This window comes from Kitasatospora griseola, from assembly GCF_044999035.1.
GTDB classification, from domain to species: Bacteria; Actinomycetota; Actinomycetes; order Streptomycetales; family Streptomycetaceae; genus Kitasatospora; species Kitasatospora griseola.
This window is the reverse complement of the sequence record NZ_CP173360.1, coordinates 7,359,346-7,378,963: the sequence shown is the minus strand read 5'-3', so window position 1 is coordinate 7,378,963 and position 19,618 is coordinate 7,359,346. Positions and strand designations below refer to the sequence as shown.

Annotated in this window: 20 protein-coding genes and 1 pseudogene; 15 read left to right on the top strand and 6 right to left on the bottom strand. The window is 72.2% G+C overall.

Annotated elements, in window-relative coordinates; all coding sequences use genetic code 11:
- The first annotated feature begins 50 nt into the window (after positions 1-50).
- Positions 51-1,448 (top strand): NADP-dependent succinic semialdehyde dehydrogenase, encoded by a 1,398-nt coding sequence (locus ACI1MP_RS33270; protein ID WP_404870294.1) that lies wholly within the window; start codon positions 51-53, stop codon positions 1,446-1,448.
- Positions 1,449-1,581: 133 nt separating this feature from the next.
- On the opposite strand, the gene ACI1MP_RS33265 is transcribed toward ACI1MP_RS33270, so the two are convergent.
- Positions 1,582-1,839, bottom strand: coding sequence for a hypothetical protein (locus ACI1MP_RS33265; RefSeq protein ID WP_157815474.1), 258 nt, complete (start codon positions 1,837-1,839; stop codon positions 1,582-1,584).
- A 104-nt stretch (positions 1,840-1,943) separates the two neighbouring features.
- Between ACI1MP_RS33265 and ACI1MP_RS33260 the strand changes: the two genes are divergently transcribed.
- The 8 genes from ACI1MP_RS33260 to ACI1MP_RS33225 all read left to right on the top strand — a co-directional run bounded on the left by ACI1MP_RS33260 (position 1,944) and on the right by ACI1MP_RS33225 (position 10,394).
- The gene (locus ACI1MP_RS33260; protein WP_380337193.1) at positions 1,944-2,600 is read left to right on the top strand and encodes a cupin domain-containing protein; all 657 of its coding nucleotides are present in this window, start codon (positions 1,944-1,946) and stop codon (positions 2,598-2,600) included.
- Positions 2,601-2,720: 120 nt separating this feature from the next.
- Entirely contained in the window at positions 2,721-3,866 is a 1,146-nt protein-coding gene (locus tag ACI1MP_RS33255; RefSeq protein ID WP_404870293.1) for a hypothetical protein, read from the top strand.
- Positions 3,863-4,942, top strand: a complete 1,080-nt coding sequence (locus ACI1MP_RS33250; RefSeq protein ID WP_404870292.1) for a hypothetical protein — start codon at positions 3,863-3,865, stop codon at positions 4,940-4,942. The genes ACI1MP_RS33255 and ACI1MP_RS33250 overlap by 4 nt, the downstream gene beginning before the upstream one ends.
- A gap of 14 nt (positions 4,943-4,956) precedes the next feature.
- Positions 4,957-5,772, top strand: a complete 816-nt coding sequence (locus ACI1MP_RS33245; protein WP_404870291.1) for a hypothetical protein — start codon at positions 4,957-4,959, stop codon at positions 5,770-5,772.
- A 19-nt stretch (positions 5,773-5,791) separates the two neighbouring features.
- On the top strand, positions 5,792-6,373 hold the full coding sequence (locus tag ACI1MP_RS33240; RefSeq protein ID WP_404870290.1) for a hypothetical protein: 582 nt from the start codon (positions 5,792-5,794) through the stop codon (positions 6,371-6,373).
- Entirely contained in the window at positions 6,366-8,177 is a 1,812-nt protein-coding gene (locus ACI1MP_RS33235) for an asparagine synthetase B family protein (RefSeq protein ID WP_404870289.1), read from the top strand. The genes ACI1MP_RS33240 and ACI1MP_RS33235 overlap by 8 nt, the downstream gene beginning before the upstream one ends.
- A gap of 17 nt (positions 8,178-8,194) precedes the next feature.
- Positions 8,195-9,517, top strand: coding sequence for an aldehyde dehydrogenase family protein (locus ACI1MP_RS33230; RefSeq protein WP_404870288.1), 1,323 nt, complete (start codon positions 8,195-8,197; stop codon positions 9,515-9,517).
- A gap of 64 nt (positions 9,518-9,581) precedes the next feature.
- The gene (locus ACI1MP_RS33225) at positions 9,582-10,394 is read left to right on the top strand and encodes a phosphotransferase (RefSeq protein ID WP_404870287.1); all 813 of its coding nucleotides are present in this window, start codon (positions 9,582-9,584) and stop codon (positions 10,392-10,394) included.
- Positions 10,395-10,452: 58 nt separating this feature from the next.
- Here the strand turns inward: ACI1MP_RS33225 and ACI1MP_RS33220 are convergent, their stop codons facing one another.
- Positions 10,453-11,562 carry a Tim44 domain-containing protein gene (locus ACI1MP_RS33220; RefSeq protein ID WP_404870286.1) on the bottom strand — a complete coding sequence of 370 codons (1,110 nt, stop codon included), beginning with the start codon at positions 11,560-11,562 and terminating at the stop codon, positions 10,453-10,455.
- 351 nt (positions 11,563-11,913) lie between these two features.
- The gene (locus ACI1MP_RS33215) at positions 11,914-12,381 is read right to left on the bottom strand and encodes a MarR family transcriptional regulator (RefSeq protein ID WP_404870285.1); all 468 of its coding nucleotides are present in this window, start codon (positions 12,379-12,381) and stop codon (positions 11,914-11,916) included.
- 855 nt (positions 12,382-13,236) lie between these two features.
- Here ACI1MP_RS33215 and ACI1MP_RS33210 point away from each other — a divergent pair.
- The 3 genes from ACI1MP_RS33210 (at position 13,237) to ACI1MP_RS33200 (ending at position 14,924) form a co-directional block, all read left to right on the top strand.
- Complete coding sequence (locus tag ACI1MP_RS33210) at positions 13,237-13,383, top strand: hypothetical protein (protein ID WP_380337171.1); 147 nt, start codon at positions 13,237-13,239, stop codon at positions 13,381-13,383.
- Positions 13,384-13,417: 34 nt separating this feature from the next.
- Positions 13,418-13,909 carry a hypothetical protein gene (locus ACI1MP_RS33205; protein WP_404870284.1) on the top strand — a complete coding sequence of 164 codons (492 nt, stop codon included), beginning with the start codon at positions 13,418-13,420 and terminating at the stop codon, positions 13,907-13,909.
- A 466-nt stretch (positions 13,910-14,375) separates the two neighbouring features.
- Complete coding sequence (locus ACI1MP_RS33200; RefSeq protein WP_404870283.1) at positions 14,376-14,924, top strand: TIGR03086 family metal-binding protein; 549 nt, start codon at positions 14,376-14,378, stop codon at positions 14,922-14,924.
- A 288-nt stretch (positions 14,925-15,212) separates the two neighbouring features.
- On the opposite strand, the gene ACI1MP_RS33195 is transcribed toward ACI1MP_RS33200, so the two are convergent.
- Both ACI1MP_RS33195 and ACI1MP_RS33190 read right to left on the bottom strand, forming a co-directional pair.
- Positions 15,213-15,899, bottom strand: coding sequence for a hypothetical protein (locus tag ACI1MP_RS33195; protein ID WP_380337163.1), 687 nt, complete (start codon positions 15,897-15,899; stop codon positions 15,213-15,215).
- A gap of 190 nt (positions 15,900-16,089) precedes the next feature.
- Positions 16,090-16,314, bottom strand: a complete 225-nt coding sequence (locus tag ACI1MP_RS33190) for a hypothetical protein (protein WP_404870282.1) — start codon at positions 16,312-16,314, stop codon at positions 16,090-16,092.
- 307 nt (positions 16,315-16,621) lie between these two features.
- Between ACI1MP_RS33190 and ACI1MP_RS33185 the strand changes: the two genes are divergently transcribed.
- The 3 genes and pseudogenes from ACI1MP_RS33185 (at position 16,622) to ACI1MP_RS33175 (ending at position 18,313) form a co-directional block, all read left to right on the top strand.
- On the top strand, positions 16,622-17,293 hold the full coding sequence (locus ACI1MP_RS33185; protein ID WP_404870281.1) for an IS5 family transposase: 672 nt from the start codon (positions 16,622-16,624) through the stop codon (positions 17,291-17,293).
- A 65-nt stretch (positions 17,294-17,358) separates the two neighbouring features.
- Positions 17,359-17,620 (top strand): annotated as a pseudogene (locus tag ACI1MP_RS33180) (site-specific integrase); the annotation flags it as partial.
- Positions 17,621-17,725: 105 nt separating this feature from the next.
- The gene (locus ACI1MP_RS33175) at positions 17,726-18,313 is read left to right on the top strand and encodes a hypothetical protein (RefSeq protein WP_404870280.1); all 588 of its coding nucleotides are present in this window, start codon (positions 17,726-17,728) and stop codon (positions 18,311-18,313) included.
- Between the two features lie 157 nt (positions 18,314-18,470).
- Here the strand turns inward: ACI1MP_RS33175 and ACI1MP_RS33170 are convergent, their stop codons facing one another.
- Positions 18,471-19,361, bottom strand: coding sequence for a recombinase family protein (locus ACI1MP_RS33170; RefSeq protein WP_404870279.1), 891 nt, complete (start codon positions 19,359-19,361; stop codon positions 18,471-18,473).
- Positions 19,362-19,618: the final 257 nt, after the last annotated feature.

Sequence of the window (19,618 nt, the reverse complement as noted above, 5' to 3'; positions counted from 1 at the left end):
GCCCCCGCCCGGAAGAGGCCGGGCGGCATCGAAGGAGGAGTGGTTTTCCGATGCCCATCGCCACCGTCAATCCGGCCGACGGCCGCACTGTCGAGGTCTTCGATCCGCTGGACGAGGCCGCCGTGGAGGCCCGGTTGGCACGCGCCCAGTCCGCGTACGAGTCCTGGCGGCTGACCACCTTCGCGCAGCGCGCCGAACTGATGCACCGGGCAGCCGAGTTGCTGGAGAAGAGCAACGACCGGGTGGCCAGCACCATGACGCTGGAGATGGGCAAGCCGCTCGCCCAGGCACGGGCGGAGGCCGCCAAGTGTGCGAAGGCGATGCACTGGTACGCGGACCGCGCGGAGGCGCTGCTCGCCGACGAGCACCCGGCGGCGGAGGACGTCGTGGACTCCGGCGGCGGGTCGGCGTTCGTCCGCTACCGGCCGCTGGGCCCGGTGCTGGCGGTGATGCCGTGGAACTTCCCGTTCTGGCAGGTGGTCCGGTTCGCCGCGCCCGCACTGATGGCGGGCAACGTGGGCCTGCTGAAGCACGCCTCGAACGTGCCGCGGACGGCGCTCGCACTGGAGGACCTGTTCGCCCGCGCCGGGTTCCCGCTGGGGTGCTTCCAGACCCTGCTGATCCCCTCCCGCGCGGTGGAGGCGGTGATCCGCGACGAGCGGGTCACGGCGGTGACGCTGACCGGCAGCGAGGGCGCGGGCCGCGCGGTGGCCCGGGTGGCCGGCGACGAGGTGAAGAAGACCGTCCTCGAACTGGGCGGCAGCGACCCGTTCCTGGTGCTGCCGTCGGCGGACCTGCCGGCCGCGATCGCCAAGGCGGTGACGGCCCGGGTGCAGAACAACGGCCAGTCCTGCATCGCGGCGAAGCGTTTCATCGTGCACACCGACGTGTACGACGAGTTCCTGGCCGGCTTCACCGCCCGGATGCGGGCGTTGACGGTCGGCGACCCGATGGCGGAGTCCACCGAGGTCGGCCCGCTCGCCACCGAGCAGGGCCGCACCGACATCGAGGAACTGGTCACCGACGCGGTCCGGCTCGGCGCGAACCTGGCCTGCGGCGGCGCGCGACCGGACGACCCGGCGCTGGCCGACGGCTGGTACTACCTGCCGACGGTGCTCACCGACGTGACGCCGCGGATGCGGATCCACCACGAGGAGGCGTTCGGCCCGGTCGCCACCGTGTACCGGGTCGCCGACCTGGACGAGGCGGTGGCGATCGCCAACGACTCGCCGTTCGGCCTGAGTTCCAACGTCTGGACACGCGACGGGAACGACCGGGAGCGCTGTGTGCGCGACCTGCGCGCGGGCGGCGTGTTCTTCAACGGGATGACGGCCTCCCACCCGGCGTTCCCGTTCGGCGGGATCAAGCGCTCCGGCTACGGGCGGGAGTTGTCCGGTCACGGCATCCGCGAGTTCTGCAACATCACCACGGTGTGGTCCGGCAGCTGACCGCCGGCAGCGCGCAGGACACGGTTCGGGGCCTGTTCGGAAAGCGTTTTCCGAACAGGCCCCGAACAATTGTGTGCGCGAGTTGACGGGAGTGCGCGGCGAGGCCGGTCGGGCGTGCCGCGGCGGAGGCCGATCAGGCGTGTCGTGGCTGGTGCGGATGGGCGTGTTCGTGGCGGCCCCAGAACTGCGAGACGAAGGCCACCACGGTCACGCCCCACACCACCGCGAACACGATCAGCAGCCAGAGTTGGGTCACCTGCGGGGCGACCAGGGCCAGGCCCAGCGAGAGGGCCAGCAGGAAGACCAGCGAGGAGTTGTGCTTCTCGGTCAGCCAGGCGTACGTCCCCCGCACCGGACGGGGTCCCGTGGCTCCGGCAGCAGTCGCGGGCATGGCTCTCACCTCCGAAAAGTTGGGCATCTGTTCGAGTATCCCGCCGGTCGGCGGACCCGGCAGCCCGGGTAGCATCGCCGCGAGCACCGACGAGGGGGTCGTGAGTGTCGATACGCGGGGGGCTGCGCAGCCTGGAACGACAGGCGTCCGCGCTGCCGGACGGCGCCGAGCTGTTCCGGCTGCGCCCGGACGGCCGGGTGCTGCGCGCCGACCGCGCGGGGGCGCGGGAACTCGGACCGCAGGACCCGGACAGCGGGCTGCTGCGCTTCATCGACGAACAGCAGTACGCGCACTACTTCATCGGCGACGCGGCGACCTCGCCGGAACGCCCGTCGAACGCCACCTACAAGCTGGGCCTGGTCGCGCCGCACACCGCGTTCACCCCGCACGCGCACGGCGGCGAGCACCTGGTGCTGGCGCTCGGCCCGGCGTCCTGCGGACTGTACGACGCGCACCGCCGCCGGGTGGTGGCCGTCGACCTGGCGCCGGGCACGCTGATCCGGATCCCCGAGCTGATGCCGCACTCGTTCGGCAACCGCAGCGACAACCGGCTGGCGATCCTGGCCGCGAACACCGGCTACGGCATCGACCACGAGGACTACGCGATCACCGCGGAGGTCGCCCAGCAGCGCGGCGAGGTCGAACTCGCGGCAGCGCTGCGGGAGGTGACGTCGCGTCAGCGGGTGGGTACGGTGACCGTGCGGGAGCGCCTGGCGCACCGGCTGCACCGGATCGCGGCGGCCCTGGAGGACTCCCGGTGACGTCGGCGCCCGCCCGTCCTCCGTCGAAGTCGCCGACCACGCGCACCACTTCGCCCGCATCACCCACCATGACGACCAATCCGCCGATCGAGCACGCCCGATGACCCGGGAGAACGCCCGATGATCTGTCCGAACTGCCGGACCGACCGACGCCAGCGCGAGCGCACCGACCACACCTGCTCCAGTTGCAAGAAAACGTTCGCGCTGGACCCGAAGGTGGAGCCGGGGCGCCTGCACGACCTCAAGTTCCGTGAGCTGGTGGCCAAGTGGACCCCCGGCGGCCTGCGGATCACCGTGGAGCAGCTGTACTGGCTCAACGAGCGCCGTCTGCACCGCTTCCCGACCAGCGAGGAGCGCGCCGGCAGCAACGTGGGCGGCGCCGCGCTGGCGGTGGTCGCGGTGATCGCCGGCTCGCTGGCGATCGGGATCGGCAGCTTCAGCTGGTTCCTGCTGGGCCCGGTGATGCTGGTCGCCGCGGGCCTGGCGGTGCAGCAGTTCCGGGGCGCCCGGCAGCTTCGGGCCGACGCTCCGATGCGGCCGCAGGTGACCTTGAGCGATTTCGAGCGCCGGGTGATCTTCCGCTGGCGGGTGGTCCACCGCGAGCTGCCGGCCGGGCTGGTGGAGTACCCGCCGGACGGCTCGAAGCCGACGACGGTCAAGGCGCAGGCCGTGGTGCTGTGCGAACTCCCCGCCGTGGCGGCCTTCCTGCACACCAACAACTTCGCGGAGCGCCACCGGGTGCTGCTGGTCGACGACTTGGCGAAGGTCCCGGCCGACCTTCCGGTGGTGGTGCTGCGCGACCTGTCGCTGGCCGCACTGGCCCGGACGGTGGCGGTCCGGGCGGCGCTGCCCGGTCGGCGGGTGGTGGACTGCGGGCTCGCGCCGCGCGCGGTGTTCGCCCCGGCGAAGGCGGTGCGACTGCGTGACCACGCGGGCCCGCGGCAGGCGCCGTCGGCACTGGGCGCGTCGACGGGCTGGCGGCGGCTGACCGAGCGGGAGCGCGACTGGCTGGCGAACGGCTGGTACTCGCCGCTGATCACCGTGCCGCCGCCGAAGCTGCTCGCCCTGGTCGAGAAGGCCGTCGAACGCGCCACCACCGCCCCCGCACCCGCGGCGGAGGACCCTGCCGAGACCCGGCGGCGCGCGGAGCGGATCGGCTTCCTCAGCTGGCCGCAGGCCCTGCCCGCGCCGCACTCGCCCGCCGACGCCACGTCGGTCCGGCAGGCGGACGGCGCATCGGCCCGGCCCGCGGACGGCGCGCGATGATCTGCCCGAACTGCCGGGAGAGCGTCGGGCGGCGCGAACGTCACGGACACCGCTGTTCGCGCTGCGGCCGGACCTTCGCGCTGGACCCGAAGTCGGAGTCCGGCCGCCTGCACGACCTCAAGTTCCGGGAACTGGTGACCAAGGGCACCGGCGGCCGCCTGCGGATCACCGTGGAGCAGCTGTACTGGCTCAACGAGCGCCGCCTGCACGGGTTTCCGGGCCCGAAGGCGCTCCGCAGGCACCTCGTGATCGGCGCCGTCGTGACCGCGGGCGCGCTGCTGGCCGGCTCGTTCGCACGCGGCGCCGACGGGCAGGTCTGGCTGTTCGCCGCTGGTCTGGGCGCGGTGGTCGCGGTGCGGGAGTTCCACACGGCGTGGCGCCTGAGGGTCGGGGCGCCGTTCCGTCCGCGCCATTCGGAGATCGGGTTCCAGCAGCAGGTGATCGACCGCTGGCGGGAGGTCTACGGCGGGCTGCCGACCGGGCTGATCGAGCATCCGCCGGCCGGCCCGACGGTCGGCACGGTCGAGGCCCGGGCCGTGGTGCTGTGCGAAGTCCCCGCCGTGGCGGGCTTCCTGCGCGCCAACGACTTCGCCGAACGTCACCAGGTGCTGCTGGCGGACGAGTTGGCGCAGGTCCCGGCCGCGCTGCCGGTCGCGGTGCTGCGTGACCTGTCGCTGGCCGCGCTGGCCCGCACGATGGTGATCCGGTCGGCGCTGCCCGGCCGTCGGGTGGTGGACTGCGGGCTCGCGCCGCGCGCGGTGCTGGAGCCCGCGAAGGCGGTGCGGCTGCGCGACCTGAGCAGGCCGCGGCTTCCGGCGGCGCTGGCGGCCGCACCGGGCTGGCAGCGGTTGGCCGACCGGGAACGGGAGTGGCTGACGGCCGGCTTCCGCTCGCCGCTGATCACCCTGCCGCCGCCGAAGCTGCTCGCCCTGGCCGAGAAGGCCGTCGAACGCGCCGTCGCCGCCCCTGCCCGAACGGTGGAGACCGCTGCCGAGACCCGGCGGCGCGCCGAACGGATCGGCTTCCTCACCTGGCCGGAGGCTGCACCGACCCGGCCTGCGGACGGTGCCCGATGACGGAGGGACACGGCGTGACCCCGATACCCGACCGACTGCTCGACCGGGCCGTCCGGCGAGCGGCCGAGCGCTGCGCCCATCCGGGCCGTCTCGCCTTCACCGCACGGCAGTTGTACTACGAGACGGACCGCACGCTGCTGCCGCTGCACCGCGGCCCGCGCCGGCTGCGCTACACCACCCGGCCGCTGCTGTCGGCGGAGCGCTTCGCGGCGGCGCTCGCCCGGAACCCCCAACTGCCCGTACTGCCCGACCTGGTGGCGTCCCGTCCGCACCGGCCGGGGCCGGAGGGCGACCTGTACGACTACGCGTTCCCCCGGCTGCTGGTCTGCCAGGATCCGGCGATCGCCGCGATGCTGATCGCCAACCGCCTGCACCTGGAGGGGGCTTGTCCGATCCTCGCCCCGGAGCGGCTGCCGCTGGACACCCGGCTGCTGGCCGCGTTGCAGCGCGCCGAGGACGCGGTGGTGCACGTGGTGCACGACGCCTCGCCCGCCGGACTCGACCTGTTCCGGCAGGTGCGCGAGCACGCCGGCCCGAGACTGCGGGTGCGCACCATGGGCCTGCTGCCACGCCACGCCGCAGCCCTGCACCTGGCCGCGCTCGCCGGTCGACCCCGTTGCGACGCCGACGACCTGCCCGCGGAGCTGCCGGCCGCCGAGCGGGCCTGGCTGGCCCGCGGCCGGGTCGCCGAGCTGGCGGCCGTCCGCCCGGCCCGGCTGCTGCGGACCGTGCTGCGCACCGTCCGCGGCGGCGGCTTCGCTCCGCCCGCCCGACCGGCCGCGCCCACCCGGGCCCGCGACACCGGTTTCCTGACCTGGCCGACGCCCTGACCCCCGAGGACCCTGGACGATGACCCAGCCACCCGAAATCACCTACAGCGACGAGCTGTTGGCCGACGGCACGGTGCACCGCCGGTACTCCGACGGCCGCAACGAATGGCGCAGCCGCAGCTCCGACGGCCGGATCCACTGGCGCGACGACCGGGGCGACTCCGGTACCGACGAGCGGCTCGGCCGCGACCTGGTCAAGCGCTCCCACGCCGACGGCCGGGCCGGCTACGGGCGCGACATCGGCTACGGCCGCACCGTCTGGGGCCAGGGCCAGTACGTGCTGGTCAACCGCAGTTCGTTCCCGGGCCGGCTCGGCGTGGTGCTGGGCGCGCTCGGCCTGGGCGCGGGCATCGCGGCCGTTCAGTACGCGCCGGAGCTGCTGTCGTCCGACGAGGAGGAGGAGTTGCGCCGGGAGGCCGAGCGCGCCCGCAGCTCGGGCGGCGACGGCGGCGGCGGTGACGGAAGCGGCAGCAGCGACGGCGGCGACGACGGTGGGTTCGACGACGGGTTCGACGATCACGGCGGCTTCGGCACGGCCGGGGACGGCGGGGACGATCACGGCGCCCACGGCGACGCCTGGGACGGGGACGACTTTGGCTGAGCCGCACCGCCCGGCCGCGCCCGGGTCCGGGTCCGCCGGGGTCCGCACCGCTTCCCGCCCGGCCCGCTACACCGTGCTGTCGCTGCCCGCCGACGTCCGCCGCCCGTCCGAGTCCGGCCTGGTGGCAGGCCCGTTCGAGGTCGGCGGCCGGGCCGTCTCGGTGGCGCTGCTGACCGGCGTGCCCGGCTTCGCGGACGGCCCGTTCACCGTGGACGGCCGCACCGCGGTCGGCGAGGTCACCCTGCACAACCGGGACGAGCTGCACGCCGCCCTGGCCGCCGCCGGGCGCCCCGCCGAACCCGGCACGCCGGACGGGGAGTTGCTGCTGCGCTGCTGGCTGACACTCGGCCCGGCGGGGTTGCGCGCGGCCGACGGCATGTTCACCCTCGCGGTGCTGGACGGCCCGGACCTGGTGCTGGTCCGTGACCACACCGGCGCCCGGACGGCCTTCCACTGCCGCACCCGGGACGGCGGCTGGGCGGTCTCCAGCTCGCTCCGCGCGCTGCGCCGACGCCCGGACGTGGACACCGGGTTGGACCTCGCCGCCGTCCGCTCGTTCCTCACCTTCGCCTACCTGCCGGGCACCGAGACGCTGCTGCGCGGGGTCTCCGAACTGCTGCCCGGCAGGGTGACCCGGCTGGGCGCGGACGGCTCGGTGCGCATCGAGGAGTTCTGGGAGCCGCAGGCGCGGACGCTCGACCGCACGGACGACCAGTACGCCTCGGGCCTGCGGGAGTTGCTGGAGCGGGCGGTGGCGCGGCGGCTGCCGGACGGGCAGGACGTGGCGGTGCTGCTGTCCGGCGGGGTGGACAGTTCGCTGGTGACGGCGCTGGCCGCCCGGCTGCACGACCGGCCGGTGCACACCTACTCGATCAGCTTCGGCAACGAACTGCCCAACGAACTGGGCTACTCGGGCCTGGTCGCCGCCCACTGCGGCACCCGGCACCGGGTGCTGACCGTGCCGGGCGAGCAGGTCGCGGCGCGCCTCGCCGACACCGTCGCCCTGCTGGACAGCCCCGTCGGCGACCCGCTGACGGTGCCGAACCTGATGCTCGCCGAGGCGGTGGCCGGCGACGGGCTCTCCGTGTCGCTGAACGGCGAGGGCGGCGACCCGGTGTTCGGCGGACCGAAGAACCTGGCGATGCTGGTCTTCGAGCTGCTCCGCGACGACCCGTCCGAACAGGCCCGCGCCGACGCCTACTTGCACACCTACCGCAAGTGCTGGGAGGACCTGCCGGTGCTGCTCACCGGCGAGGCCCTGGCCGAACTGGACGCCCTCGGCCCGGCCGCGCACCCGCGCCGGCACGTCGCACCGTACCTGACGGACCGCCGAATGCCTTCGCTGCTCGACCAGTTGCTGCACTGCAACCTGCGCACCAAGGGCGCCCACCACATCCTCACCAAGGTGGAGCGGCTGACCGCCTCGCAGGGCGTCCAGGGCCGCTCGCCGCTGTTCGACCGGCAGGTGGTGGAGCACGCGTTCGCCACCCCGCCGGCGCTCAAACTCCGCGCCACCGAGGAGAAGTGGATCCTCAAGGAGGCGGTCCGCGACCTGCTGCCCGACACCGTCACCTACCGGCCCAAGAGCGGCATGCGGGTGCCGGTGCAGCAGTGGCTGCGCGGCCCGCTCAGCGAACTCACCGGCGACCTGCTGCTCGGCGCCGGGGCCCGCGCTCGCGGACTGTTCCGGGCGGACACGGTGGAGACCTGGATGCGCGGCGGCGGACTGCTGCTGCCCCGCCAGGGCGGCAAGCTGTGGCTGCTGCTCACCCTCGAACTCTGGCTGCGCGCCTACGACTTGTGACCGATGGAGCACCACTGATGAACCTGATCGACCCGCGCACCGGCGCCGTCCGCCGCACCCTCGCGCCCGGGCGTGCCACCGAAGTGTCGGCCGCCGTGGCCGCCGCCCGCGCCGCCCGGCCCGGCTGGTCGGCGCTCACCCCGCGCGAGCGGCACCGCAGGCTCGCCGCGCTCGCCGACCTGATCGAGCAGCACGCCTCCGCGTACGCGGACGCCGAGTGCGCCGGGACCGGAAAGCCCGTTGCCGAGGCGGCCGGTGAGATCGCCGAGGTCGCCGACCTGTTCCGGTTCTACGGCGGCGCAGTGCGGGCCGGCACCTCCCCCGCCGCGGGCGACTACCTGGCCGGGCACCAGAGTTGGGTGCGCTGGGAGCCGGTCGGCGTGGTCGCGGCCGTCGTGCCGTGGAACTACCCGCTGCTGATGGCCGGTTGGCGCTGCGCCCCCGCCCTCGCGGCCGGCAACACGGTGGTCCTGAAGCCCGCCGAGACCACCCCCGACACCGCGCTGCTGCTCGCCGCGCACGCCGAACAGGCCCTCGGCCCCGGCGTGTTGACCGCCCTGCCGGGCGACCGCGACACCGGTCGACTGCTGGTCGGCTCCGGCTGCGACCTGATCGCCTTCACCGGCAGCCCCGCCGCGGGCGCCGAAATCGCCGCCCGCGCCAGCCTCACCCCCGTCAGCCTCGAACTCGGCGGCAACAGCCCCGTGTTGGTGCTGCCCGACGCCCCCGCCGACACCTGGCAGCAGCTCGCCGCCGCCTGCACCTACAACGCCGGCCAGAGCTGCGCCGTCCCCGCCCGGGTCATCGTCCTCGACGAGGCGTACGGCGACGCCGTGACCGCACTCGCCGCCGCGATGGCCGAACGCCACGCGGGCCGCGACTTCGGACCGCTCAACAACCCCGACCAGGCGGCCCGTTACGACCGGATCGTGGCCGCCAGCGCCGCGAAGACCGTCCGCACCGCGCCCGGCCGCACCGACGGCCTGTGGCGGCCCGCGACCGTCCTCGCCGACCTGCCCGCCGACGACCCGGCCGTGGTCGAGGAGGTGTTCGGCCCCCTGCTCACCGTCCAGCGCGCCGGGAGCCTCGACGAGGCCGTCGCCCTCGCCGAGTCCGTTCCCCAGGCCCTCGCCGCCTCCGTCTGGACCACCGACCTCACCACCGGACTCGCCCTCACCGACCGTCTCTCCGCGGGCGAAGTCTGGCTCAACTGCCACCTCGCCCAATCCGCCGAACTCCCCCACAGCGGCCGCCGCTCCAGCGGTGCGGGCACCGACCTGTCCACCCTCGCCCTGCGCGAGTACCAGCGGCCCAAGACGGTGACGGCCCGACTGGTGTGACGCCGGACGATCCGGCCACGACATGGCGCTCCCCCACGACGCCCGGGAGAGAGGGGTACGGGGAATGGACGACGAGCTGCTGACCGGCGGGCTGGCCAACGCCGGTGCGGTCCTGCGACGCGGCACGGTGGTCGAGCGGCCCGCCGGGCCGAACGCGCGGGCCCGGCGCGGGTTCTTGCGGGCGCTGCGGGCCGGCGGGTTCGCAGGCGCGCCGCTTCCGGTCGGTGAACCGGCAGGCGGGCGTGAGCAGTTGGAGTTCCTGCCCGGGGACGTCGCGGTGCTGCCGTACCCGGCCTGGGCGCTCGGCGAGGAGGCGCTGGTGTCGGTGGGCCGCCTGCTGCGCCGCTGGCACGACGCCTCCGCCCGCACACCGTTCGACCAGGACGCCTGCTGGTCACGGGAGTTGGCGGACCCGGAGGGCGGCTCGATGCTCTGCCACAACGACGTGTGCGTGGAGAACGTGGTGTTCCGGTCCGGCGCGGCGGCCGCGCTGATCGACTTCGACCTGGCCGCCCCCGGCCGGCCGGTGTGGGACGTGGCGATGACGGCCCGCTACTGGCTACCGGCCCTCGACCCGACCACGGCCGCCGAGACCGCCCGCGCCCACCTCCGAGTCCCGCACCGCCTCCGTCTGTTCGCCGACGCATACGGTCTCTCCCCCGCCGACCGCACCGCCCTCCCGACCGTCCTGGCCCGGGCCACGGCCGTCTGCCGAGCCTTCGTCGCCCGCCGGCTGGCCGCCGCGGAGCCGGCCTTCGTCGCCTACTTCGACGCCAGTGGCGGCTGGGCGCGCTGGGACCGCCTTGGAGTCCTGGATCTCCGACCAACGCCCCCTGCTGGAGCGCGCGTTGAAGTCCTGACGGACCCGCCGGAATGACGCCGGTCCGACTCACGTCCCGCCCCGCCGACGGTCGGACCGCCGGCGGGGGCTCCGCCTACTCCACGTGGGTGGCGATCACGGTCCACCCGTTGGTCGACGTGTCGTCCAGCCGGAGATCGAACGCGAAGGCGATCGGCCTGCGCTCGCGGGCGTCACCGCGGAGCACCTGCTCGCTGCGCCGGTCGACCTCGTAGTAGACGCCCTCCGCGTCGACCGCGACCCGGAAGACGATCGGGTCGCGCGAGACCAGCGAACGCACCGTGACCGACTTGACGACGGCGTTGCGCATGACGGTCCGATCGACCGTGCGCACGGACGTGAAGTCCAGGCTGCCGTCGTTCATGACCCACTCCTCCAGGAACCGCTCGACGGCGACCTCGAGAACCGCCCGGTCGAACCGGCCGTCGAGCACGCTCAGGTCGCCGACGGCGGCGTCGGCGTCCGTGCTCCACGAGATGTTGGTGAGCGACAGGATGTCGGTCGCACCCTTGACCGCGGTCTTCCCGGCCACCTCCAGCACCGCCTCGCGAGCGATCTCCTTCTGGTCCCAGCCGTCCGTCTCGATGGCGTTGGTCAGGTGGTACGCACCCTCGGCCGCCTGCTCGATCGACGACACGATCCACTCTCCGGCCTGGTTCTTGCGCAGCGTCCAGTACTCGACCGGGCGCGTCGAGTCGTCCTTGCGCACCGAGTCCGGGCCGTAGTCGCGGCGCACGTAGTCGTTGAGCGTCGCGGTGATCCGGAAGGTGACGGTGTCGTTCACCTCGCCCGCGCGGTTCGCGACGTCGACCAGCTCGACCACCGGGCCGGAGACGATCTCCACGACGTTGACCTCGCCGCGCGACGCGTAGTCGTGCAGCTCGTCGGCCCACTTGCCGTAGAGCACCGGGGACAGGATCTGCTGCAGCGTGGCGTGGTCGTTCTGGGTCCAGGCCTGCTGGGCGATCGTGTACAGCCAGACGGCCCGGCGCTCGAGCGCGGCGCGATCGAACGTCGCATCCGTGTCGGCGATGGCATCGACCCGGGCCCCGACCTGGACGGCACGCTCGCGCGCCTGCTCGTCCGCGCGGTGCGCCGTCCGGTCCGACACCGTGTTCAGATCGGCCGTCCGCTTCGCCTTCCGGCGCCGGTAGCTGAGCCACAGGACCAGGAGGATGACAGCCACGATCACCAGCAGGGGGACGAACCCGCCGCCCCCGCCACCGGCCACGAACCCGTAGCCGAAGCCGCCACCGGTCGTCCCGTGGTAGCCGCCGCCCCCACCGCCCCCGCCCCCACCACCGGTGAACCCGTGGCTACCGCCCCCGCCACGGGCGTACGCAACCGTCGGGCCACTCAGCGCGACGACTCCAGCGACCACAGTTATCCACCGACGGGCGCGCACCGGGCTCCCCCTTCAAGAATCAGAGCTGTCCCACCCGAGCCTACAAGTACGACGGAATCACGCCTCCGAGTCCCCGCCCGAAACCCGCCTGCCGGCCCGCGGAGAGCCCCGTTCCGGGCACGGCAGATACGGCTAAGCGACGGTGCCGCCCGTGTTCCGGATCATCTGCTGGAGCACTTTCAGTGCGGTGACGTAGTCGGCGTCGTCGATGCCCTGGTGAATGCGGGCCCGGATCGCCGGGGCGTGCTGCTTGAGGCCGACACGGGCCTCCTCGCCCGACTCGGTGATCCACAGCCGTTCCCCCGCATCGCGGGTGACCCAACCGCGCTCCAGCAGGACTCCGGCCGCTGCCTCCAGGTCGTCCTCGGGCCGGATGTAGGAGCGCATGGCCTGCTGAAGTTCGGGGACGGTCATGCCGCGGCCGTCGGGTGAGATGTCGTTCTTCGACAGGTTGCGCAGCAGCCAGAACTGAGGCTGGGTGAAGCCCAGTTCGGCCTGCTGGGACCGGGTGAACGAGATGACGGCCTCATAGGCCACCCCGGTCCAGTACGCAGCCGACTGAGCGGCGAGTTCGGCGTCGGACGTGTGCTGGCTCGTCATGCGAGGTGCCCCCTGGAAACGATCGCTGGTGCAAGCACCGTAGAACCTCAAGCGAAGTTGAAGTCAAGACCGATCTCCGCACCGGCCTCGCGGACCGAACGGCCGTGTACGTCGGGCCGGGGCCGCCCCTCTCACCGGACGCTCGGCCGGGAGGACGCATGTCCACGTTCTCCAGGCGAACTCCGGGGCCTTGGGCGGGGACGCCTGCTCGAAACTGCTCGACCCACTCTGCGCAACCCTGGAGACCACCCACCGGCACCGCGGGCCTTCTCGCCTTCCTCCGCCGCCTCGCCGACCCCACCGGACCCTCACCCGCCCCGTTCCCCCGACCGCACCCACTCCGCCGCCGGCCGACGCCCGGAGGCGGAGTTCGACCGGATGCTCGACACCGCCCTCGCGGGCATCGCCCCGGCACACCGACCGCCCGCACGACGGCGACACGCGGCGCACGAGAGCCGAACGGTCCCCCACCGCGGGGGTGGGGACCGTCGGAAGTGCCGCGGGATCAGAGGCGGAAGGGGTTCTAGTCGTCGTCCTCCGGGAGGATTCCGAGCCGGGCGGGCAGGGCGGTCACGTTCCACCCCTCGGCTGCCGGGACGTTGCAGGTGCCCGTCATGGCCCGGATTGGCCACCCAGAAGCGGCCGCCGCCGGCGTCGTGGAACGTCCAGAGGTCGCCGGAGAGGTTCGGGTTGCCGGCCGAGACGGTGCCGATCCGGCTTCCCTGAAGGGTGCAACTGGACGCGTGACAGTCCGTCAGGTACCGACTTCCGGGCGCGTTCGCGGGCCCGGCCTGCAGGGCGAGGGTCTGGAAGGGGTAGAACGGCCGGCTGACCCACGCGGTGCGGTTCGGATACATGCCGGGGAACCAGCTGATGTACGGCATCGTCGTCACGCCCCCGGAGGGAGGGGCGGTGGTGAGCAGCGCTCCGTCGGAGCCGCTGACGGCGAACCGTGACCCGGAGGCGGCGTTCGGCGGGGTGACGGGCGCCCAGCCCCGGTGACGACGGGGTTCAACCAGGTGTTTAGGGTGCCGTCATGGCTGTCCCTGAGATCATCCCTGTCGCGTATGAGCCGGACTGTCGAACGAGCACCATCGGCCGGTTCCGTGACGGTCAGTTCCTGGCGTCGATCACCTATGCACTGCCCGACGGGTTCGTGATGGGAGGCGGCTGGGAGGAGCACAAGAGGCTCTTCGTCGCGGTCCACAGGTTCGACCATGACGGGCACCATCAGGAGTCCGACATCTGGTGCGCGGGTACCTGGGCGGAGCAGATGACGCGTCCGCGCGACGAGCACTCCGTGGTTGCCCGCGCAGAAGCGCGGCTGGCCGCCGTCCTCGCAGGTCTCGCAGAGCGCGAATACTGTGACATCGCGATTCGCCCCTTCCAGGTCACCGTTGACGGTGTGGTTTTCGGTCTCATCACCGAGTGCCATGCCGATGACGCGGACGGCGAGGAGGACTGGGCTGAGTTGTATCCCGACGGGTTGGGTTTCTCGGCTCCGTGGAACGGCGAGTACGACACCTGACAGACAGTGCGCCGAACGACGCGACAGGGCTGGCCGGGCGGTCGACGCACTGCGGATCGTCGCCCGATCCATCCATGCGCTGTGGGAGCGATCGGCGATGGTGCCGGCCATCCAGGCGCGATCGGCTGATGGGCCGTAGGCGGCCGTGGACGATCGGAGCGGCCGGGAAGTCCACGGCGGGGCGTTCATGGACAATGCCGCCCGGGTCAGTCGCGGTGGACGTTTTGCGGGTGCCTAGAATCCCAGATCGATGAGTCTGCTTTCCGCCCGCGCGGGGATGGCCCCAGACATCGAGACCGGCACCGACTCGTTCCGCCTCGCCACCACCAAGTGCAAAGCCGCCATGTCCTGACCCTCATCCCCGCCGCGACGAGGATCCCAGCCCCGCTGACGGCGCGGCATTCAACTGCGGAACCCGCACATTGGGGGAAGCCGGCGGGAGCACACACCGGGAGAATGCCCTCCCATGACAACCGTTCATGACCTCTACGCACGCATTTCCGACGACTTCACTGCCCTGCTGGTCGGATGCCCGCCGGACCGCTGGGAGGAGCCTTCGCCGTGTCCCGGCTGGACTGCCTGGGACGTTGCCGCACACGTGATCGGGAACCATCGTCGAGCTCTCGCCGGACTGGACGGGTCCGACTATGAAAGCCCCTCGCGAGGAGAGGACCTGCCGGCGGCCTGGCACTCGGCATCCGACGAGGTCAAGGCCGCACTGCTCGACCCCTCCAGGGCCGCGACCATGCTCGGCGACGATTTCGGCAACATGCCGTTCGCAGCCTTCGTGAACCGCATGGCCTGCGCCGACACCCTGATCCACACCTGGGACTTCGCCCGGGCAACACGGCAGAACGAACGACTGGATGCCGAAGCCGTCCAACTCGCCACCGAGATGCTCACACCCGAGGACAGCGATATCCGCCTGCCGAACGCCTACGGCCCAAAGGTGGCGGCCGCGAACTCCGCGGACGACCAGACCAGGCTCCTGAACTTCCTCGGACGCAACCCCTGACTCCCGCACGGGGACCTGAGGCGTGCCCGACCTGCATCGCCCCGTCCACTCCGGCGTCGTCGACCTCCGCCAGCATCCGTATCGGCCGCCAGGCGGGCGGTCCTGTACTTGGTCTGGCGCGACACAGCGGGCGTTGGGCGAGCGGTAGTGAGCGATCCAGTCGCTGGCGACGCCGAGCAGCGCGCCGTCAACCCTCGTGCAGCCGGCGGGCTTCGGCAGGCCAAGTACTGCAGGCGTCGGGCGCGACGGTGGGTACCGGTGGGCCCGCCGCCTGCAGCATGAGCGTGGTCATCGAGGGTCGTTCCAATTCGGATTGGGCGAGGTCACTGCGCCCGGCTCGAACGGGTCGTAGGGGTCGCGAGTGGAGAGGTCGTGGGAGATCGACCGGCGCCAGATCTCGCCGGTCGCAGCGGTGCACTCGAGGTCCAGGACGATCGTTCCCCTCTCGGGGGCGTTCTGGCTGAGGTAGAAGGTCAGGCGGGCGTCGCCGCCGACTGCGAGCGAGCGGCACCTCGTCGTGTTGTTCTCGGCGTCGCGCATGACCGGGCCGGTGGCTGTGGCGATGACGGTGTCCAGGCCGGGGCCGGCGGTCTGCTCCAGGTAGACCCGGGCCGTGACGCGACCGCGCTGAGTGCGGCGATCGACCCATCCCCTCCTGATGATGAACTGCGGGCCGCGTGCTTCGTGGCGTTCGGCCTCCTGAGCGTCCAGCTGACGCTGCAGCAGCCGCACCTGCTCCTCTGCCGCCCGAACATGGGCCTCGGCCGCCTTCACCTGCTCTTCCCCGGACCGGGCCTGCTGTTCGGCGGCGTCAGCCTGACGTCGGGCCGCTTCGGCGGCCGCCTGCGCGATTGCCGCGTCCTCGCGCGCGTCCCGTGCCTGTCTCCGGGCGATGCCGGCCTGCCAGCCGGCGATGCCGGCGGCGAGCACGCCTGCTCCTGCCGCGACGGCGGCGACGATCTGGTCGGTGGTCACGATGCCCTCCCCAGCGGGGCAGCCCACCTGGCCGACCCTCCATCAGCCTAGAAGCCGGACGGCTCGTGGAACATCAAGTCGGCGAAGCAGGAATGGTCCCCCGCTGGAACCGCGAGAGATCGCTGGGAGCGCGCCGGTGATGGCGCGTCAGGCCAGACTGCTGAAGCCGTCCTCCCCGCGCGAGTGGGGGTCAGCCGGGCAAACTCCTCAGCGCGGCCTCCGTGTGGAACGGCACCGGCTCCGGCCCGCGGGCATGGACCGTCATCGGGAGCAAGGCCGGCGAGATCGCGGCCGGCAGCTGATTGTCCGCAGCACCGCCCACCACCCCGGCGGCCCCGCCCAGGCCGGCAGGCAACCACGGCATGCGCCCGCCGGGCAGCGCGCCCTTCGCCTCGGCGGAGCCCGACAGCACCATCGACGTCTCCCGGAAAGGCGACCCCCGCTCCCCGTCACCGAGGCTCACGGGGCCCATCAGCTGTCCGGACTCACGCCTACGAAGGCTTGACCCTCGTGATGTGCAGGCCCTCCGCGGGATCGCCCGGACGACAGCGTGCTTCGCCTTCCTGTGGGTGATCTCTGACAGGGTGTTCGATAGGGGATTCCCCCCAACTGTCCGGCTTTTCTCGATGCGGCACGGACCCGGTTCCAGGATCTCGTGGCGGCAGGGTCCGTGTCCGCGATATTGATCAACTGTGACGGAACGACGCAGGTATCCCTCGGACTTGAAGGACGATCAGTGGGGGATCATCGAGCCCATGCTGGTGGAGTGGCGACGCACCCGCACGGAAGGACGTGAGCCGACGACCGGGCTGCGCGAGGTGGTGAACGCGATCCTCTACGTCGCCCGGACCGGGATCGCCTGGCGGTACCTGCCGCATGACTTCCCGCCCCACACCACCGTCTACGGCTACTTCAAGGAGTGGGAACGCGATGGCACGACCGAGCGGATCCACGACACCCTCCGTGACCGGCTGCGAGCGAAGAAGGGCCGCCGGATCCTGCCGACTGCGGCGATCATCGACGCCCAGTCGGTGAAGGCCTCGCCCAACGCCCCGGCCGACAGTCAGGGCTACGACGGCGGGAAGCGGGTCAAGGGCCGCAAGCGCCACATCGCCACCGACACCCTCGGCCTGCTCCTGGTCCTGATCGTCACCGCCGCGGGCGTCCAGGACTCCGCAGGCGGCAAGCAGGTCCTGGACGCGCTCGCCGACCGGTGGCCCACCGTGACCAAGGCCTGGGTGGACGCCGGCTACAACAACGGCGTCGTCAAGCACGGCGCCGCACACGCCATAGACGTCGAGGTCGTGACGCGCGACAAGGCCCAGAAGGGCTTCGTCGTCCAGCCGATCCCGGTCTTGAGTAGTAGCGGTACAGCCGTTAGCGCTAAGGGATGATCTTGGTATCCGGCGCATGTGTGCTTGAGGAACATCGGAACGGAAACTGGCGCTAAGCCCAGATCACCGGCCTGGCCCGCCTGTCCTACGGGCAGGCCCGCGCGCTGCTGGACGAGCACACCGCGGTGCGCGGGCCGGGCACGGGCTGGGACCTGCATGAGTGGCGGCACTTCTCCCTGACCCACCTCGGCGAGGCCGGGGCAAGCCTGCTGAAGCTGATGGCGAAGTCGCGCCACAAGAAGGCACGTCCGCTGGTACTGCAAGCCATCACCTGAAGCCATCGCCGAGGTCACCGGCCTGCTGACCCCTGGCGACCGCCGGCGCTGAAGGCCCGTTCGGAGTGCCGGGCTTGAACGCCGCATGACAGGGTGGCTCAATGGATAGGCTGCCCGGGTAGCAGTACGCAACTGCTCAAAGCCCATGGGAGAGAGCATGCCTGACAGCACGACAGCAGTGCAGCCTGACGCCGACGGCCGGGGCCCGGCGCCGATCACCATTCCGCCAGAGTCACCTGCTGCCGTCGAGGCCCGTGATCAGCTCCTGGCCGCCATCGGCGCCGAGGCCCAGTTCTTTACCGAGAACTTCCGAGGTCAGGTGTCCACTCAGCTGGCGGAACTCGCCCGCGCGTACACCGCGGTGACCAGCATCTCCGCGGCCTTTATGGACTTCGAGGGCAACGTGGTACCGCCGAGGTTTGTCCCCGGCGTCGACCCCTTTCCCATCCCTGTCGGCGCTGGGGCCCGTGACCAGCTCCTGGTCGCCATCGGCACCGAGGCCCAGTTCATTGCCGAGAACCTCCGAGGCCAGGCATCTGCATCACTGCTGGAACTCGCCCGTTCCTACACCCTGGTGACCACTGACACGGTGGCTGTCGCTGTGCCAGCCGTCCACGCTCGCGCCGGGGACGTGAGCCACAGCATCAGCCTCGTCGCTCACGTCCCCACCAATGGGTTCTACGTCGTGCCCACCGACCCGGATCTCGTCAGCAAGGACCAGGACGGCCCGATTACTGGACGATGAAGCCTGTCGCCGGCTTCTCCGATCTCAGGAGCCAGCCCACGACGACCGAGGCACAGTCCTGACTCTGCCGGGATGTGGCCTTCCCAGCCCCGGGAGTCGGACCCGCCGGGCCGTGCGGTCGAGACGGCCCGACGGGTGACGGCCGCCCGGACCGCGCTCACCCCTCGTCGGCGGCGGTCAGCTGGGCGCGCTGGGCGACCAGGCGCTCGCGCAGGTCGATCTCCTCGGGGGTGGGCGGGTTGCTGGGCTGGAGGACCCGCGCGGGCTTGGGCCGCAGCGGCAGGCCGTCGCCCGCCGCGGCGAGCGCGGCGGCTTCCTCGGCGTCGGCGAGCGCGCGGTACACCGAGGCCACCGACGGGTGCTCGCCGGCGTTCTTGCCGGTCTTGATGACGAGCTTCTTGGCGATCTCAGGCACCGGGGTGCCCTTGTCCTTGAGTGCGACGGCGAAGGTCAGCATGTCGTCGTCGATGACCTTGGGCCGGCCGCCGTGGTTGCCCTTGCGGGCGGCGGCTTGCTGGCCTTCCAGGGTCTTCTCCCGGATGTAGTTGCGGTCGAGCTGGGCGGCGACGGCCAGCACGGCGAAGAGCATGGAGCCCATGCCGTTGGGGTCGTAGACGCCGGTGAGCGGGCCGGTGAGGAGTTCGAGCAGGATGCCGGCTCCCTCCAGGTCGGCGGAGAGCTGCATCAGCTCGGCGGCGTTGCGGGCCAGGCGCTTCATCTCGTGGACGGTGAGGATGACGACCTGGTCGGGTGCCGCCTCCTTGAACTCGGCGGCGAGCTTGAGCGCGGCGGCCATCTCGGGGCGGTGCTTGACGCGGGTGCTGATCTTCTCCCGGAAGATCTTCGTGCAGCCCGCCGCCTCCAGGGCCTCGATCTGGCTGGCCAGCTCCTGGCTGACCATGGACGTGCGGGCGTACCCGATCCGCACGGGCCGGCTCCCGGCGGCGGGCTCGGGGACGACGGCGAGCGCCGGGCCCGGCTGCCAGGTCCGGCCCGGGCCGCGGTCGGCGGGGACGAGGACTTCGAGGTCCTCGCGCAGTGCGGGCACGAGGATGAAGCGCGGTGTGTGGTACTTCGAGGCGGTCTTCCCTCCGAGGGTCCGGCACGGACTGCCGGGCGGCGCCTCGCACTTCGGGCATTCGTGCCGTTCTACCGCAGATGCTGCCCGATCGGGCGTCAGATCCATGGCGGAAGTCTCTCAGAAGTGCTTCGCAGAAGTGCGGAGTTCTGAGAGGTCTTCTGCGAGACCGGACCGGGGCGAATCGGACACGGTTCGGGCCTCTCGCAGAACTCGCACATCTGATC